Below are 23,560 nucleotides of genomic sequence, written 5' to 3'. Positions count from 1 at the left end.
CCCTATCCTTTAAACACTTCTTCATAATCTGACACAATCTTTTCCCATGTGAAAGCTGAGAGGATTCTTTGGCTTGACTTGAAATCCAAGTCAGTTATTGCTGCCTGATCAAATCCTTCTACTTCCTCAATGACACGTGCCAACTCATCTTTTTTCCAATAAATGGCCCCGTCTTCACCAACCTCACGGTTAAAGCCAACATCTAGCAACAAATTCAGTTTTGTGGATGCTAGGGCTTCCAGTAGAGAAGGGTTGGTCCCTCCAACCTCATGCCCATGGAAATAGGCAAAGGCATTTTCGCGAATGTACTTGAGCAACTCTTGGTCATAGACAGTCCCGACAAATTTGACCCTAGGATCTTTATCAAAACCAGTATCTTGTAACAACTGGTCGTAAAATTTATTCTGCTCCACATTTGTGATGAGAACAAAGTCCTTTTTGGACTTGGACTTGATAAATTCACGAATCATGGCTTCGTAGTTATTTTCAGGAACAAATCGTCCCACTACTAGATAATAGCCATTTTCGCTAACTCCTTTTTCCTGATACCAATTCCGAACTTTGGCATCTTCTGCTTTCAGGATTGAAGGAATAGTATCCGTTCCATAGGCAATATAGGTGGTCTTTGGTTGGTACTGCTTATAATCCTCTTGGATATATTGTTCGATATTTTTGCTGTCACAGACCAGTAAATCTGCATGTTTGACCATGAGCTGCTCTGAAAATTTCCAATACTTACGAACTGGTAAACTCCACTTTGCTCGCAACCATTCATGACCATCAGGATTTACCAGCAATTGGCCTCCGATGGCACGAATTTTTTTCTTAAGCCCAGAAATAAAAGGACCGATGCGACAAGCTAGAATGTAAAAAATGGGAGCCTCGTCCTTGTTTTCCTTAGCCAATTCAATAGCCTTGTTGATCGCTGCGATATCGTAAGCAATAGCACGAGCTGGTCCGATATTGGGTACATCGATGTTGAAGCAAATGGCTCCATTGTGCTCAAACTGATCTTCCGTAATACCAGACTTGGCTGAATTTTCACGCATACAAGCAACATAGTATTGTATGTTGCTGTCTTTTTGATATTCGGTTAATTTTTCAACAAAGGTTTCAAATCCTCCATACTTGGCAGGAATCCCCTTTGAACCAATGATATAAACTGACTTTTTCATCTCTCTCCTAACAGGACTGAAGGGCAGAAATTACTTCGCCCCTTCCCTCATAAAGACCACTTTAACGGTCTTTAACAATATTTCAATATCTTTCCAGATTGTCCAGTCATCAATGTAAGCTACATCTAATTTGACAACTTCATCGAAATTTTTGATTTCACTTCGTCCACTAACCTGCCATAAACCAGTAATCCCGGGCTTAAAACTGAGACGACGTTTCTGTTCTGGCGTATACTTTTCATACTCATCAATAGTTGGAGGACGAGTCCCTACTAAACTCATATCCCCAATTAGTACATTCCAAAACTGCGGCAACTCATCCAAACTTGTCTTACGAATGAAGCGTCCAATTGATGTAACACGTGGGTCATTGTCCATTTTGAACATCCCCCCCTGCATCGTATTCTGATTCATCAGCTGTTGTTTAATCTCTTCCGCATCTACACGCATAGAACGAAACTTATAAAAAGTGAAGCGACGGCCATTTTTCCCAATACGCGTTTGAGAAAAAATGGCCGGCCCACCATCTCTTCGAATCAGTGGTACCAATACTAAACCAACTACAGCAAACAGAATAAGTCCAACAATAGCTCCGCAAATATCTACAATTCGTTTGGCAACTACATGACTAGGCTTGTAAAATTTTGTTGAAAAGGTTACAACATTCAAACCTGCCATTTCACGAATTTTTTTATCACTACCCAAATAGTCGTTAAAAGCATTTAGGTTAACTGTCACATCTATTCCCATTGTTTCAAAAAGAGAGATATAATCTTCAATATTATACTCCTCACTAGGCAGATTGATAAAAACTTCATCAACAACTTCATGAGTTGCAAAATTTAAAACATCTTCAACTGGTACTACTTTTAAGTGCTCATGTTGAAAATTAGGCTGATCTAAGACACTAACAGCTTCCAATTCCCATAGAAAATCACTTGATTCTAACAGTTTGTCTATTACCTTCTCTACTCTAGACGTAGCCGTAATCAAGAAAACTTTTTTTCTCCCTTTAAAATTTGGTAATAGAAGTTTCCAATAGCGTTTAATACATAGATTCAATAGATATAGTAACACGGAATGCATTGTTAAAAAGTAGATCATTCCTCGTCTTGAAATACTAAAGCGTTCCTTCAAGAAAAAATTAGAAATACTTATTGCCAATGCAAAGAAAATAATATACTTCGCTATTTTGATAAACTCAGCCAAGTACCCTCTTTTGAAAAAATCTTGTCCATAATCACTAATATAAAAGACAAGATAATGGAGAATGTATAGGATAACCATTGAAGTATATACAATCTCTGTTTCTTTAACAAAACTGAGTAAATAAGCTAAAATAATGACAAGAAAACTCTGGAATACTGCCAAAGAAATCTTCAATCCCTTTTCTTCCATAATATCTTCCCTAGGCTATTTATTATTTTTTGCCATAATTCCCATAGTTTCCATATGCTCCATAGGAGCCATATTTTTCGACTGAAGTATTAAATTTATTTAGAACTACTCCTAGAAATGGTTTGCTTGTTTGTTCGAGTTGTTCTTTAGCTTTTTGGACATCGCGACGATTTGTTTCACCAGCCGCAGTCACCAAAACAGAAGCATCACATTTCTGAGTGATGATTGCAGCATCAATAACAACTCCTATTGGTGCGGTATCAACAATGATATAATCAAAGTATTTATGCAGAGTATCAATCATAGTTGCAAAATTTTCACTTTGTAGCAGAGCTGTAGGGTTTGGGGATACAGAACCTGCCTGGATAACAAATAAATTTTCAACATTTGTTTCACATAAACCTTGCGATAAGTCTGTTGTCCCTGATAAATATTCTGTTAACCCTGTAATCTTTTCACGTGATTTAAAAACACCCGACATGACAGAATTACGGATATCCGCATCGATTAACAGTGTCTTATATCCCGCACGCGCGAAAGCCCAAGCAATATTAGTAGAAGTTGTTGATTTTCCTTCCCCAGGCTTTACAGATGTAATTGCAATTACTTTTAAATTATTCCCACTCAGTTGAATATTGGTGCGAAGCGCATTGTAGTACTCTTCAGCTTTTCTTGCCTGATCCAATTTTTTGTGTGCAATTTCTAACGTTGGCATTTCTCTCTCCTATCTCAATTTATCCAAGTTTGGAACAACTCCCAAGAGTGCAATTTGCATAACATCCTCAACATCTTCTGGGCGTTTCACTCGTGTATCCAAGAGTTCAACAAGGAGAACAGTGACAACCATCGCAACTGCTCCCACAAGGAATCCAACCATTGTATTACGACGAATATTTGGAGACGATGGCGATGTTGCAGGACGTGCTTCTTCAAGTGTCGTCACATCTGAAACTCGCGTTACACTGATGATTTTTTGAGCAGCAACCTCTCTCAAAGAGTTGGCAATCCGACTTGCTTCTTCCGGTACGCGATCAGTAACAGAGATAGAGACAATACGTGTATCAACAGGAACTGTCACTTTAATTTTACTAGCAAGACCTTTTGGAGGGAGTTCTAATTTCAAATCAGTCGCAACCTTCTCTAAAACGTCTTGCGAGAGAATGATTTCACGATAGTCTTTTACCAGGTAAGATCCTGCTTGCAAGTCTTGGTTAGTCAAGCCAGGCTTATCTCCCTGATTACGATTGACCACATAAATTCGGGTCGTACTCGTAAACTCCGGCTTCACAATAAAACTACTGTAGGCAAATGCTACTGTCCCTGTCACGAATGCCACCAAAGCAATTAAAAATTTTCGTTTCCAAAGGATTTTAAGCAAGTGAAATACATCGATTTCCATCATATTTTGTTCTTTCATTTTTTCTCCTATATCAATTGATCCATTATTATTTTTCGGGGATTATCCTTAAAAAGTTCCTTAGCCTTATCTTTACTGTATTTTTTTGCAATGATATCATAGGCTTCCTCCATATGAGGAGGTCTGTGATCCAAGTTGTGCATATCACTTGCTATCACGTGAACCAGATCTCGTTCCAAGAAATACTGGGCTCTCTTTTTCATGAATTTATAGGTTTCTCCGAAGAGTTTAGGCTTCAAAACATGAGAACTATTAACCTGAGTATAACATCCCATATCAATCAGTTCTCGCACGCGCTTTTCATTGTTTTCTAAAGCATCGTAACGTTCAATGTGGGCAATGACGGGTGTAATGCCTATCATTAGAATATCACTCAATCCCTTATGCATATCTCGATAGGCTGTATTCATACTAAATTCAATTAAAGCATAGCGACTATCGTTAAGGGTTGGGATTAATTTCTTTTCTAACTTCTCAACAACATCCGGCGTATAGTAAATTTCTGCCCCATAGGCAATGATTAAGTCATCCGCAACTTCCTTAGCCATTTCTCGCACCTTCAGAAAGTTGGTTGCGATTTTTTCTTCAGGAGTTTCGAACATCCCTTTTCGTCTATGCGAAGTGGAAACAATTGTTCTCACTCCTTGATTATAGGCCTCTCTAAGTAGTTTTTTACTCTCCTCTATCGACTTTGGACCATCATCTACATCAAAAACGATGTGCGAATGGATATCTATCATGCTACTTGCCCTCCATCACATCATTGATAGCAGCTTTAGCAGCAGCTAAACTGCTATCGTCAATTTCCATCATGTAGAGGTTACTATCTGGCATAGCATAGGATGGAAGATCTGTTCTACCCGTTCCTTTCAAGTCTTGAGAATTAACCTTATACTTACCACCACTATCCAGCTGGGTATTGACCAAATCCATCATGGTTTCTAGCGGCATATTGGTTTGCAAAGAGTCTTGTAATCCTTTGATGATGTTATCGTAGTTTTTTAAAGCCTCAGTTGACGTCAACTTCTGAATAATAGCAACAATGACCTTTTGCTGGTTCCGACCACGATCACGGTCTCCATCTGCTAAAGAGTAGCGTTCGCGGACAAAGCCAAGGGCCTGTTCCGAATCTAGATGAACATTTCCTACAGGAAAATGGTACTTACCATGCAAAGAAGTGAAATCCTGATCATTATAGACATCAACGCCACCTAAAAGGTCAATCAATTTCAAGAAAGAAGTGAAGTTCAAACGAACATAGTAATTGATATCAACCCCGTATAGGTTTTCCAAAGTATGAATTGACGAGTCCACTCCATAGATTCCAGCGTGGGTCAATTTATCCTTTTGATTGTTTCCTCCATCCGCAATCGGAACATAGGAATCTCGAGGCGTTGTAGTCAGAAGAATTTTCTTGGTATCTCGATTCACAGTCATTAGAATATTCACATCAGAACGAGATACTGAACTAATCGGTCCGTAGGTATCAATTCCACTGACATAAATATTAAACGTCTGATTTTTAGATACCTTTGGTGCCGCAACATCCTTGGTTAGTTTTTTTGTATAGATTTTCTTAATTTTCGAAGCATAATCTGGATACTCTGCTTCGATGATGTTTTCAAAAACACTATTTAAGACAATTGCTTTCGTTTCGCCAGAAAGCAGACTCTTATAAGCTGCTAGATAAGAAGTACTCTGTTCAACTGTCAAGTCTTTACTCTGTGTCGTCTTAATATCCGCCACCAACTTTTGGATATTATCATTATCTGTTTCAGTCGGACCTGTTACACTATCCAACTGGGTCACATTATTGATTTCACTATCTTTTAAAACGACCACACTCATTGAATACTCTGAATAGTTTGATGTCGCATTGATGTGATTGGTCAACCCTACAAACTGATGAAGTGCAAAGAGTGAGACAGAACTGACTAGTACAGCAAGCGTCAAAAAGAAAACCGTGAATTTCTCGGCTTTTTTATAAACTATCAGTAGGGTTGCAATTACAATAGAAATTAGAATTAAAATCGTAGCCAGAATATTGAGATATCTAAAGGCCAGGATATTATGTTTAAAAATCAAGAACAACAAAAAACCACTCAATAAAAAATAAATGGCTAATAAGAATATATTAATATTTCGCTTCGCATTCCCTAAACGAGCTCTCTTTGAGCGTCTACTCATAATAATCTCCTAAACCTTTATAATTAAAACCATTATATCATAAACCAACAATAAATGCCATTCATTCATTATAATTAAGCGTTTTTATTTATACCTTTTTCCCAAAAAAAATTTAGGTCATTTACTCGTTTTTAGTTTAATGGATACAAAAACAAGGCTCCTGAATAGGAAACCTTGTTCTCATCTTATTTTACGTGGTTTTCAAACTCTTTTTGGCTCTTTTCGATAGCTTTTTTACTTTCTTCTTCCCACTTAGCCTTGGCTTCATCAAATTGTTTCTTGGTAACAGGGTCTTTTTGTAATCTCATGTACTTATAATTATTTCCGTCACCCTTGATTCCCACTAGGGAGTAGGCACGTGTAAACGGAGTTACTTTGGTTACAGAGGCTGTACCGCCATTTGACATAGCAGACATGACCAGAGAATTGTCAATCATCCAAGCTTGAGCTGCAGCGTATTTTTCATAACGCTTAGCGACATCTTTATTCTCAACATCTGCTTCTTTTAGAAGTTTCGTATAGATATCGAGCCCCAAACTCTTAATGAGCTCTTGGTCTTCCTTGGCATCAAGACCAAAAATCTTGAGATAGAAGCCAGTTTCAGCATTGAAGGGATCTAGATAAGTTGATGGATCCTGGTAATCACCAACCCAACCATCAAAGTTTAGGTCGTAGTCACGAGCTGCTGGATTTGGTGCTAGGAAGGCAACATTTCCAAAGTCATCTGTAGAAAGCTGTTGAACATCAATGACGATATTGTCAGAACCTAGTACTGTTTCAAGGGTTTGTTTGACCGAGTTCATACCAGAGACCGCATTTTTATTCGTCTGATCAACAGGGACATCCAAATGGATTGGGAAAGTCACGCCTTGGGCTTCCAATTCCTTTTTAGCTTCCGCAAATTTTGCTTGGGCCTTTTCCTTGTTAAAGTAGGCATCTTGAGCATCTGCCAAATTGATACCTGACCACTCAGTTCCGTAGTTCACAAGCTTAGAAGCTGTTACTTCTCCAAAGGTCTTATCTCCCACCTGGACAAATGTTGGAGGAACTAGAGTATTACGAAGGGTTTTGCTCGCTGCTTCTTCACCGTTAGATTGAGCAGAGTAGGCTGTTCGATCAATACCAAAGTTGATAGCTTGACGGAAATTTTTATTTAAGATAGCTGTTTGAGCAGATTTCTTTTGTTCGTCCGTTGTTTTAGCGGTATGATTATAGGTTTTGCGGTTGACGTTAAAGTTAAAGTACCATGATGTCTTGTCTTGTAAGCTATAGACGATATTGTCTTGGTATTTTTCTTTTGTCTTAGCATAGTTCGAACTATTTGGATAGACTCCTGCAATCGAGTAAGCACCACTTTCAAAGTTTCGAATGGTCATCTCCTGATCTGACCCATCAAAGTAAGCTAACTTAACTTTTTCAATGGTTACTTTATCATGGTCATAATAGTGTGGATTCTTCACATATTCGATCGAAGATTTTGATGTGAAATCTTTTAACAGATATGGACCATTATAAAGGATACTGTCTGGTGTCAAGGTACCAAAATCTTTATCCTTTGATTTCAAGAACTCTTCGTTGACTGGGAAAAGAATACTATTGGTTGTCTTTGAATTCCAATACGGTTCTGGTCGAGTCAAAGTGTACTCGACTGTGTAATCATCCAAGGCTTTGACACCGACAGTTGAAAAGTCATTGGTCACACCCGTCACATAGTCATTCAATCCCTTGATTGAATTTTGGATCAGATCCATGGCTTGCCCCTTATTGTCCGCGGCATATTTGATCCCAGTGACAAAATCCTGAGCTTTGACTGAAGCGTATTCCTCACCATCAGCCGTATACCACTTGGCATCTTTTCTAAGCTTGTAGGTATAGGTCAAACCATCTGATGAAACAGACCAATCCTCCGCAAGAGCAGGTACGAGGTTCCCATAGCTGTCATTTTCTAACAAACCATCTACAAGATTGGTAATAACGGCAGTGTTATCTGCATAATAATCTAGGAGATAGTTAAAAGTTGTTGGATTCGCACTAAATGTTGATGAATAAGTGCTAGTATCTGTGTTGGACTGTCCACATGCCGAAAGCAAAATCCCGGTCGCTAAGACAAGACCTGTCCCAATCAGTCTTTTTTTCATTTTGATCATCATTCACTCCTTTATGTCACTTTTTATAACATAACCATATTTTATCAAATTTATTCAAAAATGTAAAGTTACCGCTTTTATGACAACTGGTGTATCAAAACAAAAAAGGAAGCACAGTTTCCTGCAACTTCCTTTTCTATTTATAGATTACTTGACGTGTTTTTCAAGTTCTTTTTGGTATTTGGCATTTGTCTCGATTTTTTCTTGTTGCCATTTCTTGAAGGCTTCTTCGTATTCTTTTGCAGTCACAACGTCATTTTGCAACTCCAAACCTTTGAACACAAATGGGTCTCCCTTGACTCCGACTTGAGAGTATGCTTTTGAGAATGGTACAGTTCGGCTAACAGTTGGAGAACCACCTGAAGAAGCAACTGGGATTAAAAGTGAACTATCCGATACCCAAGCTTGAGCTTTAGCATATTTTTCATAACGCTTGTTAAGGTCGCTGGTTTCAGCTGCAGCGTCATCCAAGAGTTTCTTGTATTCGTCCAGTCCAACTTGAGCCATCACTTCTGGATCTTTTCCGCGATTGATCCCCAAGTGTTTAAGGGCAGAACCCTTCTTAGCATCAAGGATGTTGAGGTAGGTAGCCGGGTCTTGATAATCTGGTCCCCAACCAGTTCCGTTCAAGTCATAGTCTTTTTGGGATGGAACCTTGGCTTGAGATGTAATGCTCATTTTCTCATTATCTGTCATTTGAAGGACATCGACAATGACATTTTCAGTACCAAGTGATGATTCGATAGACTGCTTGAGTGAGTTAGTTTGTTGAACCGCGATTACATCTGTTTGTTCAACCGGGATATCCAAATGGATTGGGAAGGTAACCCCCTTGCCCTGCAATTCTTCCTTGGCTTTAGCAAAGGCTGCCTTAGCTTTTTCAGGACTGTAAATTGTATCCTTGCCATCTGTAAGAGCTACATCTTTCCACTGGTCTCCATATGAAACGAGCTCTGCCTGTGCCAACTCTCCAAAGGTTTTTTCACCAACTTGAACGTAGTCATGTGGCACTAGGCTGTTACGGATAATCTTGTCCGCACCTTCTTCACCATTCAACTGAGCAGTATAAGAATGACGGTCAAGAGCAAAGTTCAGCGCCTGACGGAAGTTCTTGTTGAGAAGAGCTTCTTTCGTTGATGTTTTTTGAGCTTCGTCTGTTTTGGCTGTTTTATTGTAAGATTGGCGGTTTACGTTAACAGTGAGGTAGTAGCTTGTCGCTTCTTGTGGACTGTAGACAATCTTATCGCCGTACTCTTGTTTAGTTGACTCAAAATTTGAACTTGTCGGGAAGAGACGAGCTGTTGTATAAGCTCCTTGTGTAAAGCTACGAATCAAAGATTCTTGGTCTGATCCATCGTAGAAAGTTAGTTTAATGTTGTCAATCTTGACATTATCCTTATCCCAGTAGTTTGGATTCTTTTCATATTCAATGACTGATTTTGAAGTCAATGATTTCAAGAAATAAGGACCATTATATAGGATACCTGATGGGGTTGGTGCACCGTAGTCGCTCCCTTTAGAATTCAAAAATTCTTCATTAACTGGGAGCATGGTTGCAGTTGTGACCTTAGAGTTCCAGAAACTTTCTGGTTTGTTGAGCGTGTATTCTACCGTGTAATCATCAACAGCCTTAACTCCTACGGTAGAGAAATCATTGCTCTCACCACTAACATACTCTGCCAAACCTTTGATAGAATCTTGAATCAAAGAAAGACCATCTGATTTTCCGTCAGCAGCATGTTTAAGCCCAGTAACAAAGTCTTTAGCTTTAACTTCAGCGTATTCTTCTCCATCAGAAGTATACCATTTTACACCCTTACGAAGTTTGTAGGTGTAAGTCAAACCATCCTTTGAAACAGACCAGTCTTCTGCAAGTGATGGAATTAAGTTCCCATACTTATCATTTTCCAAAAGACCATCAACAACGTTTGCTATAACGTCAGAGGTTGAGCTCTTGCTCGTCACACTATAGTCCAAAGAAGATGGATCCATAGCGTAGACATAAGAGAATGTTTTGGGAGCATCCGCTTTCTTTTCACTTTGCCCACAAGCAGTTAACAGTAGGGCTGCACTCAAAACAGCACCTGCTCCTAAGAGCCACTTTTTCGATTTCATAAGTAATCTCCTTAAAGATAGTGTTTTCACCATTATACCCTATTTTTTCATAAAAGCAAGGACTTTCGCCAGATTTTTTAGAAAATTCTAACAAATATTTTTTAAAGGCTTTTCTATATATTTTTCAACAAAAGAACCCCAAGCATCAAAGGCTTGAGGTTCACTTATTTTAATCCGTTAGTTCCACACAGAAAGCATCCCATGGAGCCAAGGTCTGTTTTTCAACTGCTTCTTTAGCAGTAGTGTTTTTAATCAAGATTGACTTAATTCTTCCTTCTACTGAAAAGTTTTGTTTTTCATTGGACAAGTTAGCCACAACTAGGAAACGACGGTCACCGTCCTTACGAATATAGGCAAAGACCTTATCAGTCGTATCGAGTAATTCAAAATCAGCTCGAATCAACCAGCTGTTCTCCTTACGGATTTGAACGAGTTTTTGATAAGTATAGAAAATAGAATCTGGATTTGCCAGTGCTTCTTGAACGTTGATTTCTTCGTAGTTTGGATTAACTGCCAACCAAGGTTGACCTGTTGAGAAACCAGCATTTTTGCTTTCATCCCATTGCATCGGAGTACGGGCATTGTCACGACCGATGATACAGATGCTGTCCATGATTTCTTCTATCGGAACGCCTTTTTCAAGAGCTTCACGCGCATAGTTGAGAGATTCAATATCTTCTACTTGCTCCAGTGTCTCAAACGGATAATTGGTCATCCCAATCTCCTCACCTTGGTAGATATAAGGTGTCCCTCTCATGAGATGAAGCAAAATTGCAAAGGCTTTAGCAGATTTTTCTCGGTATTCTTGGTCATTTCCCCAGATAGAGACGATACGAGGGAGGTCATGGTTATTCCAGAAGAGCGAATTCCAACCGTCATCAACTCCTAACTCTGTCTGCCATTTGTTGAAAATCTCTTTTAACTTAGCGATATTCAGCTCTTTTTGATAATGCCATTTAGGTTGCCCTTCCTGATACTGAAGACAGATGTGTTCAAACTGGAAGACCATAGACAATTCTTGTCCCTTTGGATCCGAGTAGAGCTTAGCAATCTCTGGCGTTGCTCCCCAGGTCTCTCCTACTGTCAAGAGATTCTTATCTCCAAAGGTCGCCTGATTCATTTCCTTGAGATAGGGATGGAGCATGGGACCATTATTGACTACCTTCTCATCAGGAATCTTGCCAATCATGTCAATAACATCCATACGGAAACCGCCAATCCCTTTATCAATCCAGTAGTTCATCATCTCATAAATTTTCTGGCGCAGTTTTTCATTCTCCCAGTTGAGATCGGGCTGTTTCTTGCTGAAAAAGTGGAGATAGTATTGACCCGACTTTTCATCGTATTCCCAAGCAGACCCACTAAAGATAGACTCCAAATCATTAGGCTCATCCCGCCAGATATAGTAGTCTCGCTCGGGGCTATCAGGATTTTCACAGGCCTCGACAAACCAGGCGTGTTCATCCGAGGTATGATTGACCACCAAGTCCATGATAATTCGAATGTCACGCTTCTTAGCTTCAGCGATCAATTCATCCATATCCTCCATGGTTCCGAAAATAGCAGCAATCGCTTGATAATCAGCAATATCGTAGCCATTATCATCCATAGGGCTATCATAAACAGGAGAAAGCCAAATCGCTGTGATTCCTAACTTGGCTAGATAGTCCAACTTACTAGTAATTCCTGGCAAATCGCCAATCCCATCTCCGTTGCTGTCCATAAAACTCTTGGGATAGACTTGATAGACTACGGCATTGTGCCACCATTTTTCTTGCATCTTCTTACCTCATTATTTTAATAATCCATAGTCTATGATAGCGCTTTTTAAAACTTAGTGCAAGCGTTTGCCTAATCTTTTTGATTTCTTTTTTGACTCCGTAGTTTCCTATCTTCCAATTTTTTATTATAATAGAGGTCAGAGGTAAAAAAATGAAAAAACAAGCTTTTAGTTCTGAACAATATTTGAATCTACAACGCGACCACATTTTGGAGCGCATTAACCAATTTGACGGCAAGCTTTACCTGGAGTTTGGTGGCAAAATGTTAGAAGATTTCCACGCTGCTCGTGTACTGCCTGGTTATGAGCCTGACAATAAAATCAAGCTCTTGCAAGAATTGAAAGAGCAGGTTGAGGTTGTGATTGCCATTAACGCTAGCAACATCGAACATTCTAAAGCGCGTGGCGACCTAGGCATTTCTTATGACCAAGAAGTTCTTCGTTTGATTGACAAATTCAATGAGCTGGGAATTTTTGTTGGTTCGGTTGTCATCACACAATACGCTGGCCAACCCGCTGCAGATGCTTTCCGCAACCAGTTAGATAAAAACGGGATTGATTCTTATCTTCATTATCCAATCAAAGGATACCCGACGGATATGGACCACATCATTTCTCCTGAAGGTATGGGGAAAAACGACTACATCAAAACCAGTCGTAACTTGATCGTCGTGACAGCTCCTGGACCTGGTTCTGGAAAATTGGCAACTTGTATGTCCAATATGTACCATGACCAACTCAATGGCATCAAGTCTGGTTACGCTAAGTTTGAAACCTTCCCAGTTTGGAATCTTCCCCTTCATCATCCAGTCAATTTGGCTTACGAGGCTGCAACCGCAGACCTTGATGATGTCAACATGATTGACCCCTTCCATCTTCAAACTTACGGAGAAACTACTGTCAATTACAACCGTGATATTGAAATCTTCCCAGTACTCAAGCGCATGTTGGAACGTATCCTTGGTGAATCTCCATACGCTTCACCAACAGACATGGGTGTCAACATGGTTGGTTTTGCTATTACTGATAATGACGCTGCCATCGAAGCTTCTAAGCAAGAAATCATCCGTCGCTACTATCAGACCGTTCTTGACTTCAAGGCTGAAAAAGTTGGCGAATCTGCTGTCAAGAAAATTGAGTTGCTCATGAACGACCTCGGTATCACACCTGCAGACCGTAAGGTTGCTGTTGCTGCACGTCAAAAGGCAGAAGAAACTGGTGGCCCTGCCCTAGCCCTTGAATTGCCAAATGGGGAAATCGTCACTGGTAAAAACTCTGAACTCTTTGGTCCTACAGCTGCAGCCTTGATCAATGCCATCAAAAAATCAGCTAACATCGCTAAGGAAGTGAAATTAATCGAGCCTGAAGTCGTCAAACCAATTCAAGGTCTCAAGATTAACCATCTAGGCAGTCGCAATCCTCGCCTCCACTCAAATGAAATTTTGATTGCTCTCGCTATCACCGCTATGGAAAATCCTGACGCTGCGCGTGCCATGGAAGAACTTGGTAATCTCAAAGGAAGCGAAGCCCACTCAACCATCATCTTGACCGATGAAGACAAAAATGTTCTTCGCAAGCTAGGTATCAACGTAACCTTTGATCCTTACTACCAATACGATCGCTTGTATCGCAAATAAAAACTCAAACCTCTCCTTCATCGGAGAGGTTTTCTCTCTATCTCAACAGCACCCTTTATGATATAATGAAAAAAGAAAACTGAAAGGAACTACCATGTCAAAAGAAGTTATTGTTGAAAGTTTTGAACTTGACCACACTATTGTTAAAGCACCCTATGTTCGCTTGATTGGGGAAGAAACCGGACCAAAGGGAGACATCATCTCCAACTTCGATATTCGCTTGGTGCAACCAAATGAAGACTCTATCCCTTCTGCTGGGCTTCACACTATCGAACACCTCTTGGCAAAACTCATCCGTACCCGCATTGACGGTATGATTGACTGTTCGCCATTTGGCTGCCGTACAGGTTTTCACATGATTATGTGGGGACGCCATACTAGCGCCGAGATTGCAGCTGTTATCAAAGATTCGCTCAAGGAAATCGCTGAGACTACTACTTGGGAAGATGTCCCTGGAACAACCATCGAATCTTGTGGAAACTACAAGGACCACAGCCTCTTTTCTGCTAAAGAATGGGCAAAACTCATCTTGGAACAAGGAATCTCAGATGATGCCTTTGAGCGCCATGTCATCTAAACGCAAAAGAACCAGTTACAATAACTGGTTCTTTTTTTATTCTCAAAATCTTGAGTTAGGCTTTTTCACGAATGACCAAAACGCCATTTTCCATATCTGCTTCCAGATGTTTGGCATCTAGATGATCCAAGTGGAAGTCTGTCACCTTATCACGAATTTGTTGTTCAACCACGCGACGGAGAGGGCGAACACCCATGACTTCGTCATAACCTTCTTCTGTGATAAAGTCCTTAGCTGCTTGGCTGACTTCCAAATCAATGTCCTTCTTAGCCAAGGTTTGGTTGACTTCAGCCAACATCAAGTCCACAATCTTAGAAAGGTCTTCCTTATTCAAGTGTGAGAACTCGATAACTGCATTAAAGCGGTTAAGGAACTCTGGGCGGAAGAATGGTTTCAAACGATCCATCAATTCTGGTTTGTCCGCATCTTCTGTCAAGTTGGCTTCATAACCAAATCCAGCATTTGATGTCGCGATAATGACCGTGTTCTTGAAGTTCACTGTATTTCCTTGACCATCAGTCAAACGACCATCATCCAAGACTTGGAGGAGAAGGGTGATTACTTGAGGATCAGCCTTTTCAATTTCGTCCAAGAGAATGATAGAGTAAGGATTGCGACGAACACGTTCTGTCAAGGTATTGCTATTGTCATCATAACCCACATAACCTGCTGTTGTACCGATCAATTTAGAAACGGCTGTGCGGTCACTGTATTCAGACATATCCAAGCGAATGATCGCATCCTTGGTACCAAACATATCGAGCGCTAATTGCTTAGCAAGTTCTGTCTTACCAACCCCAGTTGGACCTACAAAGAGGAAGCTACCGATTGGGCGATTGCCTTCATCAAAACCAGCACGGTTACGACGGATAGCACGAGCTACTGCTTCTACTGCCTTATCTTGGCCAATTACCTTGTGTTCCAAGCGATGAGCCATATCTTTCAAACGTTCGATATCTGACGCTCCCATTTGTGACACTGGAATACCTGTCATTCGCTCTACAGACTCAGCCACATCGTTGATGCTTGCAGTCACTTTCATGTCTTCTGTGTGGTTTTCGACTTTTTTCTCTAATTCTGCAATGCGTGTCTTAGCATTAAGAGCTGCTTCAAAGTCTTCTGCCTCAACTGCTTTTTCTTGCTTGTCTTTTTCTGCCTCAATTTCCCGTTCAACAGCATGCACATCTGTTACAGGATGTTGAGCTGCCAAGTGAGCTGCCGTTACATCGACAAGGTCGATAGCCTTATCTGGCAAGCTGCGTTGTGGAATGTATTGGATAGAATAATCCACTGCTGCTTTCAAGACTTCGTCTGGCAAGATGACATTGTGGTGTTGTTGATAGAGGTCACGAATTCCTTGAAGGATTTTAAAGGTATCCTCTGCTGAAGGAGCATTGACCTTAACTTCGTTGAAACGACGAGCAAGAGCTGCATTTTTCAAGATGGTGTTGCGGTATTCGTCTTGAGTTGTCGCTCCAATAACGGTCAATTCACCACGAGAGAGAGCTGGCTTGAGAATATCTGCAAGACCTTTAGAACCACTGTCTCCACCGATTGAACCAGCACCAAGGATTTGGTGAATTTCATCAAAGAAGAGGATAATATTCCCTGCTTCTTTCACTTCATTGACTAGATTTTGAACGTTTTCTTCAAAGCTGCCACGGTATTGAGTACCAGCCTCAAGACCTGAGATATCAATAGAAATAATTTCCTTGTTCTTAATAGCAGCTGGAACATCTCCGTTCACAATCGCTTGTGCTAGGCCTTCGACAACGGCTGTCTTACCAACACCTGCATCTCCGACCAGAACAGGATTATTTTTCGTACGACGTGAGAGGATTTCAGATGTTTCTTGAATTTCCTTGTTTCGTCCGATAACAGGATCCAACTTGCCCTCACGAGCTTCTGCGGTCAAGTTTCGGCCTAGTTTAGCAAGGACACCGTCTTGTTTCATACCTGAAGCGTGTTGTTGCATTTGCGCATCAGATTCTGCATTTCCTGGCAATTGACCAGTCGCACGATAGTGAGCAAATTCCTCAGGTGTCACTTCACGTCCATTAATCAAGTAGCGACGATTTTCAGAACTATATCCTCGCATACCACCCATCAATTGGTTAAATAAATCATCCATGTTGTTAAAGTTATTAAAGTTGTTGTTCATATTCTTTACCTCGTTAATTGTTAATTAATTGCGATCTCTGATATTGACTATCTTTGACCTTTGTTTTAAAAATTTTAGACTAGCTAAATCGCTACCCTACGTATAATTTCTGGTTTTTCTTTCTTAAATAAGCCTTCTATCATCTTCTTTTCAAAGTCTGTTAGATTTAACATAGGCCTCACCCCTTTCTAGGGTATCTATCATACATTTTCAAGAAATAGAATCATTGAAAATGAAGTTTTCTAAGGAATTCATTTTCCTTATGCTTCTACTATATCACATTGGTCAGTAAAAGTCAACATCTTTTTGACCAAGTTTGACTATTTTTTAAAAATTTTTTTGAAGTCTTGAATAGATAATGTAAGTACACAAAAAAGCCAGTCCTATAGACTAGCTTTCTTTTCATTCTAATTGAATCTTAGCTCAATGCGTCATCCATTGAAAGAACTTCGTGGAAGACACGTTGTGTCAATTCAGTTTTTTGTTCTGGAGTGAGGTATTTAGTGTTTACACAGTATCCAGAGATACGTACGATAACGTCTTCACCTGACATGATCTTTTCGTAAACATCGTTCAAGTCCATAACGTTCAAGTTAACGTGTTGTCCACCGTTTTCAAAGTAACCATCAAGGATTGTTACCAAGTTATCAACTTGCTCGTCACGAGTCTTACCAAGAGCACGTGGAGAAACTTGAGTTGTCAATGAGATACCGTCAGCTGCGTAACCAAAGTCAAGGCTAGCAAGTGAGTTCAAGTTTTGCAACCATCCACCTTTAGCTTTATTAGATGGGTTCGCACCTGGTGAGAAGAATTCAAGTTTAGACAAGTTCACAGAACCATCTTCGTTGAGGTATACACCTTTGTGGACTGGTGAGTTACCAGTTTGTTTAGAGTAAGCAACGTTAGATGTGATTGTCAAAAGTGATACTGTAGCTTCTGCGTCTTTGTAAAGTTTGTGGCTACGTAGACGAGTTGTGTAAGCTTCGATCAACCATTCTGCCAATTCGTTTGAACGTGGGTCATCTTCACCCCAACGTGGGTATTCACCGATTGTTTCGTAATCGTAGATGTAGCCATCTTCATCACGGATTGGTTTAACTGTAGCGTATTTAATAGCTGACAATGTATCAACAGTGTTAGCAAATCCACAGATACCGAATCCCATGTTAGCGCGTTGTTTAGTTGGCAAGAAGGCCATTTGAACAGCTTCATAGTTGTACTTGTCAGTCATGTAGTGGATGATGTTCAAAGCATCTACATAAGTGTCAGTCAACCAGTCAAGAGATTTTTCAAAGTTGGCTTTAACTGATTCGAATTCAAGAACTTCGTCACGGATAGGATCGATGTCAAATACTTTGTAGTCTTTGTGAACATCGTCGTAACCACCGTTCAAACCAGTAAGAAGAGCTTTCAAAACGTTTACACGAGCACCGAAGTACTGGATGTTGTGGCGTTGATCTTCGTTTTCTGGGTCAAGTGGTGACACACAACATGAGATACAGCTCATTTCACCGTATCCGTCTTTAGCCATTGTTGTAACACCTTCATATTGGATTGAAGAGTGTTTGTGGCTCATGTGCATACAGTAACGACGGAAGCTATAAGGTAATTTGTCAGTCCAAAGAACTGTCAAGTTTGGTTCTGGAGAGTTACCGATATTGTCAAGAGTGTTCAAGAAACGGTAGTCCATCTTAGTAACACGGTGACGACCGTCGTTACCCATACCAGCCATAGAAGTTGTGATGAAGGTTGGGTCACCTGAGTACAATTGGTCATAAGCTTTTGTACGAGCAAATTTAACTGTACGAAGTTTCATAACGAAATCATCAACGAATTCTTGGATTTCTGATTCAGTAAATGTACCACGAGCAAGGTCACGTTCTGCAAAGATGTCCAATACGATTGGCACACGTCCTAGAGATGTTGCAGCACCATTGATAACACGGCAGACAGCCATGAAGGCGATGTTCACCCATTGGATAGCTTCTTTGACGTTCATCGCTGGTTTGCGAACGTCAACACCGTAAAGGTCACCCAAGCGAACAACTTGTTGCAATGCTTGGTATTGAAGGTTTACTTCTTCACGAAGACGGATTGTTTCTTCATCAATCTCTTTAATTGCATTCCAGTCGTTTACTTTTTCTTGCATCAAGTAGTCTGCACCGTAAAGAGCAAGACGTGCGTAAACACCGATGATACGTCCACGTGAGTAAGCATCTGGAAGACCAGTTACAGTGTGAGCGTGACGAGCACGACGGATATTTGAAGTGTAAGCACGGAAGATACCGTCGTTAACTGTTGTTACGTATTTTGTGAAGATTTCGTGAACAGCTGGATCTGGTTCGTATCCATTTTCTTTCAAAGTCGTTTCAGCCATACGGATACCACCTTTTGGCATGAAGTTCAATTTGAAGAGTTCATCGTTTTGGATACCAAAGATCAATTCGTTTTCTTTGTCGATAAATCCAGCAGGAATATCAGCAATAGATGTTGGACGAGTGTCCATTGGGAAACGAGTTTCTTCGTAATGTGCTTTTGTTTCTTCTACGATTTTTTTGATGTGAAGTGAACGTTCTGTTGGTCCAGCAAGGAAACTTTCGTCTCCATCGTAAGGTGTGTAGTTAGCTTGAACGAAGCGAGAAATACTTGCTTTTTCTTTCCAATCTACGCCTTTGAAGCCTTCCCAAGCTTTATCAAAAATATCTTGTGCTTCAACAACTGTCTTAACAACCATGTTAATGTCCTCTTTTTTCTAGTAACAGTCATCTGTTACATTCTTGAGTCAAGTATACCATACAGTAACCGATTTCAACAAGAGAAAATCGGCATTTTAGACGCTTTCTTTTATAATACAGTCTCTTTTTCTCTCTTATCTGTATTATATTTTTGAAAGTCAGGTTGAACTTTCCCATTTTTTCAGAAAAAAGGGTATAATAAATAGAAAATGACACTAGAAAGGGATTGGAATGCTCATATTTCCATTGATAAATGATCTGTCCAGAAAAATCATCCATATCGACATGGATGCCTTTTTTGCTGCGGTGGAAATCAGAGATAATCCTAAGTTAAAGGGCAAACCTGTTATCATTGGGAGCGACCCCAGGCAAACAGGTGGGCGTGGTGTCGTTTCTACCTGTAGCTATGAGGCGCGAGCTTTTGGTGTTCATTCGGCCATGAGCTCTAAAGAAGCTTATGAGCGCTGTCCCCAAGCTATCTTCATCTCTGGAAATTATGAAAAATACAAGGCGGTGGGACTTGAGATTCGTGCTATTTTTAAACGCTACACTGATTTGATTGAACCTATGAGTATTGACGAGGCATACTTGGATGTGACGGAAAATAAACTCGGTATCAAGTCTGCCGTCAAAATAGCCCGTCTCATCCAAGAGGATATCTGGCAGGAACTACACCTGACTGCTTCTGCAGGCGTCTCTTATAACAAATTCTTAGCTAAAATGGCTAGTGATTATCAAAAACCACATGGTTTAACAGTTATCCTCCCAGATCAGGCCCAAGACTTTCTCAAACAAATGGACATTGCTAAATTTCATGGTGTGGGCAAAAAAACAGTTGAACGCCTTCATGAAATGGGCATTTATACTGGTGCGGACTTATTGGATGTCTCAGAAGTCACTTTAATTGATCGGTTCGGCAGACTTGGTTTTGACCTTTATCGAAAGGCAAGGGGCATTCATAACTCACCGGTCAAGTCCGATCGCATTCGTAAGTCCATTGGCAAGGAAAAAACCTACGGAAAGATCCTACAAGTAGAAGAAGACATTAAAAAAGAGCTGACTCTTCTCTCCGAAAAGGTAGCTCACAATCTCAGCAAGCAGGACAAGGCTGGAAAAATCATTATCCTAAAAATACGATATGCTGACTTCTCCACTCTGACTAGACGAAAAAGCCTCCCACAAGCAACACAGGACGCTAGTCAGATTTCTCAAACTGCCCTTCAACTCTACGAAGAACTAGCTGAAAAAGAAAAAGGTATCCGTTTACTAGGAATAACGGTGACAGGATTTTAAAAAGCTTGAAGGAAAATTCCCTCAAGCTTTTTTCTTATACAAATAAACGCACAAAACTATAAAGCAACAAGACGCTACCGAGTACGATACGGTATTTACCAAAGAGTGTAAAGTCGTGCTTCTTCACATAGCTGGTCAAGAAACGAATGGCAACCATGCTGACTGCGAAGGCAACACCCATAGCTACCAAGAGCAAGAACAGTTGTCCAAAACTCAATAGTTGACCTGCTTTAATAAATTTAAAAATCTTTAAGGCACTGGCTCCGAACATAACAGGAATTCCGAGATAGAAGGTAAACTCTGTTACGACTGAGCGGCTTGTTCCATTCAACAAACCACCAACAATCGTCGCACCTGAACGGCTCGTTCCTGGGAAGAGGGCGAGGACTTGGAAGAGCCCAATGTAAAGGGCTGTTTTATAAGGCAACTTGTCTAGCTCTGTTACTGTTGGTTCAATGGCTTGCGCCTTATTTCGTTTTTCAAGGTAGATAAAGGCAACACCATAGATAATCAACATGATCGCAACTGAAACCATGTTATGGAAGTTGTCATAAAACCAATCATCTAGTTTAAAAACTAATAGCAAAGGCAAGGTTGCAACGAAGACTTTTGACCACAACTGCCAAGTTCTACGAACTTCGACCTTAGTTTTACCAGGTTTGAAGGGATTGAGTTTATTAAAGTAAATGACCGTAACTGCTAAAATGGCACCAAGCTGGATGACAACATTAAACATGGATATGAAGGCTGCATTCTGGTCCTTGTATTGTACAAATTCTTCAACCAAGATCAAGTGGCCAGTACTTGAAATGGGCAACCATTCTGTAATTCCTTCAACAATCCCAAAAAAGATTGACTTCAAAATTTCAATAAAATACATACATTACTCCTTTTTCTGTCCTCTATTATAACATAATTTCAGATGTTGCGATAGATTTTTTAGAAGGCGCCGATGCTACCACCGCCTCCGCCTCCTGAGAATCCTCCACCTGAAGAACCACTTCCAGAAGATACAGAGTAATTGCTAGCTGTATTTGCGACAGCAGTATATTGCTTGATTTGTGCAGTTGAGGTGTAGAACTGTGAGTGCCAACCATAGGCTACATAAAGATTCAAATCTGGATTTTCAAGCTGAATATGGCGGACTTTCATTAACTTGCTCACCTTCTTGGCATAACCAAAGAGAGTCGCATAGACCAGTAGACGGTTCCAAAGGACGATGCTCTCTAGCTCGGCCTGATCCAGATGAGCGATATCCCGAAGCATATTTTCAAAACTCGTCCAGAGATAGAAGATCTCCGCTCCTTCCTCTGTTAGAACTCCATCGCGATAGGCTCCTCGCGTGGCAAGATAAACCCAGAAACTAGCCCCTAATCCTGTCAATCCTAAGAGTAGAAATGGGATCGAAAAGAAACCATGTGTTTGCCAGCTATAGTAAAAGAATAGCAATCCACCTAGAGCTGTTATGGCTGAACAAACTCGCATCCCGAGAGCAAGGCGGCGTTCCTCGCTTGTCAAGGGACGATAGTAGCTTGGGATACGAAGTACATGGACCTTATCCTTGACACAAGACTGAATGCGTTGAAGTCTTCCTTCAAAGGAGCGTTTGAGACGCGAGCCTGTTTCTCGGATATGTTTTTCATCTGACTCTTTGGCACCACGGTAAAGGGAAGATGAAACTTGGTAATCAGGGAAGAGCTCTGAAACAGCCAATTCTTTCTTATTTGACAAAGTCATGCGCAGGCATTCCTTCTCAAAATTGGATAAGCCTTTTTCACTGATAATTCGTAGATAAGGTTCCTCATCCCCTTGGAAAATAGATAAATGACCTCGATCTACTAAATCCAACAAGGTTGCCTGAATCAGACGTTCAAAAGTAAATTTACCAAACCCTGATTTGTTTAGGGGATTGACTTCCTCTAAGGAAGTTGAATACACAGCTTCTGCTAAAACCATTGGAGGCAAATCCATCGGTGGTTCGTAGAGTCGATGATCTTTTGAAAAGACCTTTTTAATGCTTGTACTCTGACGAAACTTCCTATAGAAGAGAGGAACTAAAAGTAAGAGGCTCATAAAAATGACAGGGAACACCCATTTCATCATTATCTCACTTTGCGCTTTTTCTGTCGCTATATTGCTTTCAATCCGGTTAAAATCGGTTAAACGTTCTTCCTCTAATCCTTGATCTGGAGCCCCTGCAAAAGCACTTCTAGGCCAGTATGCGTGTAATTCGATTTGTCGCTTTCTCGGAAGGTCTTTCATTTTGACATGATAGAGATTATTTACTTTTTCAACACTAGAGTCCCTTAGGAGCTGGCCTGCATGAAAATAGAGTTTCTCTGCTGAAGTATCAGAGCTAACCTTAAACTCAATCTCTTTGATGTCTCCAGTACTATCTGTCAAGGGTTGCCAATTTAGCTCTGCGATATCCTTATATAAGAAGAGAAGGTTTGTTAGTTTCCAGGTAACCGTTACCCGAACAGTATCTCCAGCATATCCAGCATTGTAAATTTTTACCTTGTAACCGTCCTCTTCCTCCATAGTATAGAAGGAAGCATTTTGAACAATTCTTCCATTTTTAGAGACCTGAACGGTCGGATCGGGATCAATGTCAAATCCTTCTGGCATTTTCCCAGCTTTCCCTAGTCCAACCAACTGACCATTATAATCGTCTCCAAAGCGGTAGGTAATTGTTTCCTTAAAAATTGCAGTATTATCTGCATGAATATTCAAATCACCCTGGTAGGATAAGATATCAAAATCTACTGCAAAAACCAGGTTCGGTATAAACAATAAATAAGTAAATACCAAAGCCAACAGCCATCTTTTTTTCATAATCGGTTCCCTTTCAATCTTTTTACCATTATATCATTTTTTATAAGTAAAGGCTTACTTGTATTGAAAATCTCACTATTTTTAGATACAATAGAGAGAGTCA

Annotated in this window: 16 protein-coding genes; 3 read left to right on the top strand and 13 right to left on the bottom strand. The window is 40.3% G+C overall.

Features of this window, described 5'->3' with window-relative positions; translation table 11 throughout:
* Positions 1–2: 2 nt before the first annotated feature.
* From cps2T to HMPREF2655_RS04485, 9 genes are all read right to left on the bottom strand, one after another.
* Entirely contained in the window at positions 3–1,175 is a 1,173-nt protein-coding gene (gene cps2T / locus HMPREF2655_RS04525; RefSeq protein WP_007520657.1) for a beta 1-4 rhamnosyltransferase Cps2T, read from the bottom strand.
* Positions 1,176–1,205: 30 nt separating this feature from the next.
* Positions 1,206–2,573, bottom strand: a complete 1,368-nt coding sequence (locus HMPREF2655_RS04520) for a sugar transferase (RefSeq protein ID WP_070837837.1) — start codon at positions 2,571–2,573, stop codon at positions 1,206–1,208.
* 22 nt (positions 2,574–2,595) lie between these two features.
* A complete protein-coding gene (locus HMPREF2655_RS04515) occupies positions 2,596–3,288 on the bottom strand; it encodes a tyrosine-protein kinase (protein ID WP_001142496.1) in 693 nt (230 codons plus the stop codon).
* A 9-nt stretch (positions 3,289–3,297) separates the two neighbouring features.
* Positions 3,298–3,990, bottom strand: a complete 693-nt coding sequence (gene cpsC / locus HMPREF2655_RS04510; RefSeq protein WP_000664125.1) for a capsular polysaccharide biosynthesis protein CpsC — start codon at positions 3,988–3,990, stop codon at positions 3,298–3,300.
* A gap of 8 nt (positions 3,991–3,998) precedes the next feature.
* Entirely contained in the window at positions 3,999–4,730 is a 732-nt protein-coding gene (gene cps4B / locus HMPREF2655_RS04505) for a capsular polysaccharide biosynthesis protein Cps4B (protein ID WP_000565329.1), read from the bottom strand.
* A gap of 1 nt (position 4,731) precedes the next feature.
* Entirely contained in the window at positions 4,732–6,177 is a 1,446-nt protein-coding gene (locus HMPREF2655_RS04500; RefSeq protein ID WP_000091218.1) for an LCP family glycopolymer transferase CpsA, read from the bottom strand.
* Between the two features lie 185 nt (positions 6,178–6,362).
* Positions 6,363–8,324, bottom strand: coding sequence for a peptide ABC transporter substrate-binding protein (locus tag HMPREF2655_RS04495; RefSeq protein WP_083321227.1), 1,962 nt, complete (start codon positions 8,322–8,324; stop codon positions 6,363–6,365).
* A gap of 147 nt (positions 8,325–8,471) precedes the next feature.
* Positions 8,472–10,439 (bottom strand): peptide ABC transporter substrate-binding protein, encoded by a 1,968-nt coding sequence (locus HMPREF2655_RS04490; protein WP_070837834.1) that lies wholly within the window; start codon positions 10,437–10,439, stop codon positions 8,472–8,474.
* Between the two features lie 169 nt (positions 10,440–10,608).
* Complete coding sequence (locus tag HMPREF2655_RS04485; protein WP_070837831.1) at positions 10,609–12,219, bottom strand: glycoside hydrolase family 13 protein; 1,611 nt, start codon at positions 12,217–12,219, stop codon at positions 10,609–10,611.
* A gap of 152 nt (positions 12,220–12,371) precedes the next feature.
* On the opposite strand from HMPREF2655_RS04485, the gene HMPREF2655_RS04480 reads away from it, so the two are divergent.
* A complete protein-coding gene (locus HMPREF2655_RS04480) occupies positions 12,372–13,856 on the top strand; it encodes a DUF1846 domain-containing protein (protein WP_070837829.1) in 1,485 nt (494 codons plus the stop codon).
* A gap of 94 nt (positions 13,857–13,950) precedes the next feature.
* Positions 13,951–14,433 carry an S-ribosylhomocysteine lyase gene (locus HMPREF2655_RS04475; protein WP_070837826.1) on the top strand — a complete coding sequence of 161 codons (483 nt, stop codon included), beginning with the start codon at positions 13,951–13,953 and terminating at the stop codon, positions 14,431–14,433.
* Positions 14,434–14,488: 55 nt separating this feature from the next.
* Here HMPREF2655_RS04475 and HMPREF2655_RS04470 read toward each other — a convergent pair whose 3' ends face one another.
* On the bottom strand, positions 14,489–16,594 hold the full coding sequence (locus tag HMPREF2655_RS04470; protein ID WP_070837823.1) for an ATP-dependent Clp protease ATP-binding subunit: 2,106 nt from the start codon (positions 16,592–16,594) through the stop codon (positions 14,489–14,491).
* 418 nt (positions 16,595–17,012) lie between these two features.
* A complete protein-coding gene (gene pflB, locus HMPREF2655_RS04465) occupies positions 17,013–19,328 on the bottom strand; it encodes a formate C-acetyltransferase (protein ID WP_070837821.1) in 2,316 nt (771 codons plus the stop codon).
* Positions 19,329–19,560: 232 nt separating this feature from the next.
* On the opposite strand from pflB, the gene dinB reads away from it, so the two are divergent.
* Positions 19,561–20,622, top strand: a complete 1,062-nt coding sequence (gene dinB, locus HMPREF2655_RS04460; RefSeq protein ID WP_070800137.1) for a DNA polymerase IV — start codon at positions 19,561–19,563, stop codon at positions 20,620–20,622.
* Positions 20,623–20,656: 34 nt separating this feature from the next.
* Here dinB and HMPREF2655_RS04455 read toward each other — a convergent pair whose 3' ends face one another.
* Both HMPREF2655_RS04455 and HMPREF2655_RS04450 read right to left on the bottom strand, forming a co-directional pair.
* Entirely contained in the window at positions 20,657–21,502 is an 846-nt protein-coding gene (locus HMPREF2655_RS04455) for an undecaprenyl-diphosphate phosphatase (protein ID WP_070837818.1), read from the bottom strand.
* 59 nt (positions 21,503–21,561) lie between these two features.
* A complete protein-coding gene (locus HMPREF2655_RS04450; RefSeq protein WP_070837815.1) occupies positions 21,562–23,457 on the bottom strand; it encodes a DUF2207 domain-containing protein in 1,896 nt (631 codons plus the stop codon).
* Between the last annotated feature and the right edge of the window lie 103 nt (positions 23,458–23,560).

The sequence above is a fragment of the Streptococcus sp. HMSC066F01 genome, assembly GCF_001837335.1.
In the GTDB taxonomy this organism is placed as follows: Bacteria; Bacillota; Bacilli; order Lactobacillales; family Streptococcaceae; genus Streptococcus; species Streptococcus oralis_S.
This window is presented reverse-complemented; position numbering and strand designations above follow the sequence as displayed.

Bases quoted from the DNA above. Each gene is read 5' to 3' on its own strand.
- cps2T (WP_007520657.1), bottom strand. From the start codon at position 1,175: ATGAAAAAGTCAGTTTATATCATTGGTTCAAAGGGGATTCCTGCCAAG.
- HMPREF2655_RS04520 (WP_070837837.1), bottom strand. From the start codon at position 2,573: ATGGAAGAAAAGGGATTGAAGATTTCTTTGGCAGTATTCCAGAGTTTT.
- HMPREF2655_RS04515 (WP_001142496.1), bottom strand. From the start codon at position 3,288: ATGCCAACGTTAGAAATTGCACACAAAAAATTGGATCAGGCAAGAAAA.
- cpsC (WP_000664125.1), bottom strand. From the start codon at position 3,990: ATGAAAGAACAAAATATGATGGAAATCGATGTATTTCACTTGCTTAAA.
- cps4B (WP_000565329.1), bottom strand. From the start codon at position 4,730: ATGATAGATATCCATTCGCACATCGTTTTTGATGTAGATGATGGTCCA.
- HMPREF2655_RS04500 (WP_000091218.1), bottom strand. From the start codon at position 6,177: ATGAGTAGACGCTCAAAGAGAGCTCGTTTAGGGAATGCGAAGCGAAAT.
- HMPREF2655_RS04495 (WP_083321227.1), bottom strand. From the start codon at position 8,324: ATGATCAAAATGAAAAAAAGACTGATTGGGACAGGTCTTGTCTTAGCG.
- HMPREF2655_RS04490 (WP_070837834.1), bottom strand. From the start codon at position 10,439: ATGAAATCGAAAAAGTGGCTCTTAGGAGCAGGTGCTGTTTTGAGTGCA.
- HMPREF2655_RS04485 (WP_070837831.1), bottom strand. From the start codon at position 12,219: ATGCAAGAAAAATGGTGGCACAATGCCGTAGTCTATCAAGTCTATCCC.
- HMPREF2655_RS04480 (WP_070837829.1), top strand. From the start codon at position 12,372: ATGAAAAAACAAGCTTTTAGTTCTGAACAATATTTGAATCTACAACGC.
- HMPREF2655_RS04475 (WP_070837826.1), top strand. From the start codon at position 13,951: ATGTCAAAAGAAGTTATTGTTGAAAGTTTTGAACTTGACCACACTATT.
- HMPREF2655_RS04470 (WP_070837823.1), bottom strand. From the start codon at position 16,594: ATGAACAACAACTTTAATAACTTTAACAACATGGATGATTTATTTAAC.
- pflB (WP_070837821.1), bottom strand. From the start codon at position 19,328: ATGGTTGTTAAGACAGTTGTTGAAGCACAAGATATTTTTGATAAAGCT.
- dinB (WP_070800137.1), top strand. From the start codon at position 19,561: ATGCTCATATTTCCATTGATAAATGATCTGTCCAGAAAAATCATCCAT.
- HMPREF2655_RS04455 (WP_070837818.1), bottom strand. From the start codon at position 21,502: ATGTATTTTATTGAAATTTTGAAGTCAATCTTTTTTGGGATTGTTGAA.
- HMPREF2655_RS04450 (WP_070837815.1), bottom strand. From the start codon at position 23,457: ATGAAAAAAAGATGGCTGTTGGCTTTGGTATTTACTTATTTATTGTTT.